The sequence below is a fragment of the Copranaerobaculum intestinale genome, assembly GCF_009831105.1.
Classification (GTDB): domain Bacteria; phylum Bacillota_I; class Bacilli_A; order Erysipelotrichales; family Erysipelotrichaceae; genus Copranaerobaculum; species Copranaerobaculum intestinale.
Genome location: NZ_WUUQ01000010.1, coordinates 1 through 4,945 on the forward strand (window position 1 = coordinate 1; position 4,945 = coordinate 4,945).

The 4,945-nt window shown below is 51.1% G+C and carries 3 rRNA genes; all 3 read left to right on the plus strand.

The annotated features are described in order from the left end of the window. Positions 1-18 precede the first annotated feature (18 nt). Positions 19-1,562: ribosomal RNA gene (locus GSF08_RS11430) — 16S ribosomal RNA — on the plus strand. A 249-nt stretch (positions 1,563-1,811) separates the two neighbouring features. Further along, a 23S ribosomal RNA gene (locus GSF08_RS11435) occupies positions 1,812-4,711 on the plus strand. 81 nt (positions 4,712-4,792) lie between these two features. Then, a 5S ribosomal RNA gene (gene rrf / locus GSF08_RS11440) occupies positions 4,793-4,907 on the plus strand. Together the 16S, 23S and 5S rRNA genes form the textbook arrangement of a ribosomal RNA operon. Positions 4,908-4,945 lie beyond the last annotated feature (38 nt).

Below are 4,945 nucleotides of genomic sequence, written 5' to 3' on the forward strand. Positions count from 1 at the left end.
AAGAGCTAAACAAACAATCAAATGGAGAGTTTGATCCTGGCTCAGGATGAACGCTGGCGGCATGCCTAATACATGCAAGTCGAACGCACGGAAAAGAGAGCTTGCTTTCTTGGAAGTGAGTGGCGAACGGGTGAGTAACACGTAGGTAACCTGCCCATGTGCCCGGGATAACTGCTGGAAACGGTAGCTAAAACCGGATAGGTGAGGAGAAGGCATCTTCTCGTCATTAAAGCGCCTAAGGGTGTGAACATGGATGGACCTGCGGTGCATTAGCTAGTTGGTGAGGGTAACGGCCCACCAAGGCGATGATGCATAGCCGGCCTGAGAGGGCGAACGGCCACATTGGGACTGAGACACGGCCCAAACTCCTACGGGAGGCAGCAGTAGGGAATTTTCGTCAATGGGGGGAACCCTGAACGAGCAATGCCGCGTGAGTGAAGAAGGCCTTCGGGTCGTAAAGCTCTGTTGTAAGTGAAGAACGGTACTGACAGGGAATGGTCAGTAAGTGACGGTAGCTTACCAGAAAGCCACGGCTAACTACGTGCCAGCAGCCGCGGTAATACGTAGGTGGCAAGCGTTATCCGGAATTATTGGGCGTAAAGGGTGCGTAGGCGGTGCGATAAGTCTGAGGTAAAAGGTTACAGCTCAACTGTAATACGCCTTGGAAACTGTCGGACTAGAGTGCAGGAGAGGGCAATGGAATTCCATGTGTAGCGGTAAAATGCGTAGATATATGGAGGAACACCAGTGGCGAAGGCGGTTGCCTGGCCTGTAACTGACGCTGAAGCACGAAAGCGTGGGGAGCAAATAGGATTAGATACCCTAGTAGTCCACGCCGTAAACGATGAGAACTAAGTGTTGGAGAGATTCAGTGCTGCAGTTAACGCAATAAGTTCTCCGCCTGGGGAGTATGCACGCAAGTGTGAAACTCAAAGGAATTGACGGGGGCCCGCACAAGCGGTGGAGTATGTGGTTTAATTCGAAGCAACGCGAAGAACCTTACCAGGCCTTGACATGGAGAGAAAGGCCCTAGAGATAGGGAGATAGGTATCACTCACACAGGTGGTGCATGGTTGTCGTCAGCTCGTGTCGTGAGATGTTGGGTTAAGTCCCGCAACGAGCGCAACCCTTGTATCCAGTTACCAGCATGTAAAGATGGGGACTCTGGATAGACTGCCGGTGACAAACCGGAGGAAGGTGGGGATGACGTCAAATCATCATGCCCCTTATGGCCTGGGCAACACACGTACTACAATGGCGGATACAAAGAGCAGCGAGCCAGTGATGGCAAGCAAATCCCATAAAGTCCGTCTCAGTTCGGATTGAAGTCTGCAACTCGACTTCATGAAGTCGGAATCGCTAGTAATCGCGAATCAGCATGTCGCGGTGAATACGTTCTCGGGCCTTGTACACACCGCCCGTCAAACCATGGAAGTTGGTAATACCCGAAGCCGGTGGCATAACCTCGCAAGAGGAGTGAGCCGTCGAAGGTAGGACCGATGACTGGGGTTAAGTCGTAACAAGGTATCCCTACGGGAACGTGGGGATGGATCACCTCCTTTCTAAGGAGAAAGAGTGTAAACGAGTGGAAAGAAGAAAGGTATTCTGTTTAGTTTTGAGAGATCGGGAAGATTTCTCAGCTTTTTGATCTTTGAAAACTGAATAACAACAGAAAACAGATAGAGAAAAGACATGATCTTTCTGAAAAAGTTGGAGATGAAACGAGCAAGTAAAAAACAGTAAAACAACAGTTAAAAACTTGAGTTCTATCAGGAAAAGCGAAAACACGTGTTGAGAAACACGAAAAAAATGATCAAGTAAGAAAGGGCGTACGGTGGATGCCTAGGCACATGGAGCTGAAGAAGGACGCATCAAACGGCGAAACGCTGCGGGGAGCTGTAAGAAAGCAAAGATCCGCAGATATCCGAATGGAGGAATCCGGCACACGTAATAGTGTGTCATCATGAGGGCGAATACATAACCCTATGAGAGCAACCCGGGGAACTGAAACATCTAAGTACCCGGAGGAAAAGAAAACAAAAGTGATTCCCTGAGTAGCGGCGAGCGAAAGGGGAGGAGCCCAAACCAGTTCTTGAACTGGGGTTGTAGGACCGCAATAGAAGCAAGAGCGAGGATAGTGGAACGGCATCGAAAGGCCGGCCGAAGAGGGTGCAAGCCCCGTACATGAAATCCGAGTGAAGCGAAGCGGGATCCTGAGTACGGCGAGACACGAGAAATCTAGTCGGAAGCAGGCGGGACCATCCGTCAAGGCTAAATACTCCCATGTGACCGATAGTGAACCAGTACCGTGAGGGAAAGGTGAAAAGAACCGCGGGAGCGGAGTGAAAGAGAACCTGAAACCGTATGCTTACAAGAAGTCAGAGCCCGTTAAAGGGTGATGGCGTGCCTTTTGTAGAATGAACCGGCGAGTTGCGAATACGTGCGAGGTTAAGTAGAAGATACGGAGCCGAAGCGAAAGCGAGTCTTAAGAGGGCGAAAGTACGTGAACGCAGACCCGAAACCGTGTGATCTAGCCATGACCAGGTTGAAGTTGAGGTGAAACTCAATGGAGGACCGAACCGACTACCGTTGAAAAGTTAGCGGATGAGTTGTGGCTAGGGGAGAAATTCCAATCGAACACGGAGATAGCTGGTTCTCCCCGAAATAGCTTTAGGGCTAGCGTCGAGGAAGAGCCTTGTGGAGGTAGAGCACTGAATGTACGATGGCCCCATCCCGGGGTACTGAGTATAATCAAACTCCGAATGCCATAAGGTATACTCGGCAGTCAGACTGTGGGTGATAAGGTCCATGGTCAAGAGGGAAACAGCCCAGACCGCCAGTTAAGGTCCCAAAATACATGCTAAGTGGAAAAGGATGTGGGGATGCACAGACAACTAGGAGGTTGGCTCAGAAGCAGCCATCCTTGAAAGAGTGCGTAACAGCTCACTAGTCGAGTGACCCTGCGCCGAAAATGTACCGGGGCTAAGCATGATACCGAAGCTGCGGATTATCAGCAATGATAGTGGTAGGGGAGCGTTCCATGCAGGTAGAAGCCATACCGTAAGGAGTGGTGGACAGTATGGAAGTGAGAATGCCGGTGTGAGTAGCGAGATGTAGGTGAGAATCCTACACACCGATAGCCCAAGGATTCCAGGGGAAGGTTCGTCCGCCCTGGGTAAGTCGGGACCTAAGGCGAGGCCGAAAGGCGTAGTCGATGGAAAACAGGCAGATATTCCTGTACCCGCGGTAGGAATGAAGGAATGACGGAGAAGGCTAGTCTGACCCACTGAATGGATTGTGGGCGAAGCAGAGCAGCCGGTGTAAAGTGAAATGCGTACACGGAAGGCAGACTGTGACAGGTAAGCGAAAGCCCTCGGGCGAGTAGTGAAGCAGATGAAGTCAGCTTCCAAGAAAAGTTTCTAGTGATAATCCTACAGCGGCCCGTACCAAAACCGACACAGGTGGGCAAGGAGAGTATCCTGAGGTGAGCGAGAGAACTGTTGCCAAGGAACTCGGCAAAATGACTCCGTAAGTTAGCGAGAAGGAGTGCACAGCAATGTGCCGCAGTGAAGAGGCCCAAGCGACTGTTTAACTAAAACACAGCTCTCTGCGAAGTCGCAAGACGAAGTATAGGGGGTGACGCCTGCCCGGTGCTGGAAGGTTAAGAGGAACTGTTATCCGAAAGGAGAAGCAGCGAATTGAAGCCCCAGTGAACGGCGGCCGTAACTATAACGGTCCTAAGGTAGCGAAATTCCTTGTCAGGTAAGTTCTGACCCGCACGAAAGGCGTAACGATTTGGGCGCTGTCTCGGCAGCAGACTCGGTGAAATCTTAGTACCTGTGAAAATGCAGGTTACCCGCAACTAGACGGAAAGACCCCATGGAGCTTTACTGCAGCCTGATATTGAGATTTGATCAATGATGTACAGGATAGGTGGGAGACGAAGAGCTCGGCACGTCAGTGTCGAAGGAGTCGGTGTTGGGATACCACCCTTGATTGATTGAATTTCTAACCTGCTACCATGAAGCTGGTAGAGGGAGAGTGTCAGGTGGGCAGTTTGACTGGGGCGGTCGCCTCCTAAAGAGTAACGGAGGCGCCCAAAGGTACCCTCAGATTGGATGGAAATCAATCGACGAGTGCAAATGCAGAAGGGTGCTTGACTGTGAGACAAACAAGTCGAACAGGGACGAAAGTCGGGATTAGTGATCCGGCGGTGCCGAATGGAAGGGCCGTCGCTCAACGGATAAAAGCTACCCTGGGGATAACAGGCTGATCTCGCCCAAGAGTTCACATCGACGGCGAGGTTTGGCACCTCGATGTCGGCTCATCGCATCCTGGAGCTGAATTCGGTTCCAAGGGTTGGGCTGTCCGCCCATTAAAGCGGTACGCGAGCTGGGTTCAGAACGTCGTGAGACAGTTCGGTCCCTATCTGTTGTGGGCGAAGGAAATTTGAGGAGAGCTGTCCTTAGTACGAGAGGACCGGGATGGACCTACCGCTGGTGCACCAGTTGTACTGCCAAGTGCATAGCTGGGTAGCCAAGTAGGGAACGGATAAGCGCTGAAAGCATCTAAGCGCGAAACCGACTCCAAGATGAGATTTCCCATTCGAAAGAAGTAAGACCCCTTGAAGACGACGAGGTAGATAGGTCAGAGATGGAAGCATAGCGATATGTGGAGTTGACTGATACTAATCGGTCGAGGACTTGATCACAAAGAGAGACATGTTAGCTTTATCGAAGCACAAGTTGTTATTCAGTTTTGAGAGGCAGGGAACCTGCTTTTCAAGAAGCGATCTGGTGATGATGGCGGAGTGGACACACCTGTACCCATGCCGAACACAGCAGTTAAGCACTCCAGCGGCGACAATAACCGGGCCTGCCCCGTGTGAAGATAGCTCATTGCCAGGTGATCGACTCTCTTCTCTTTGTTGAGAGTCTTTTTTTAT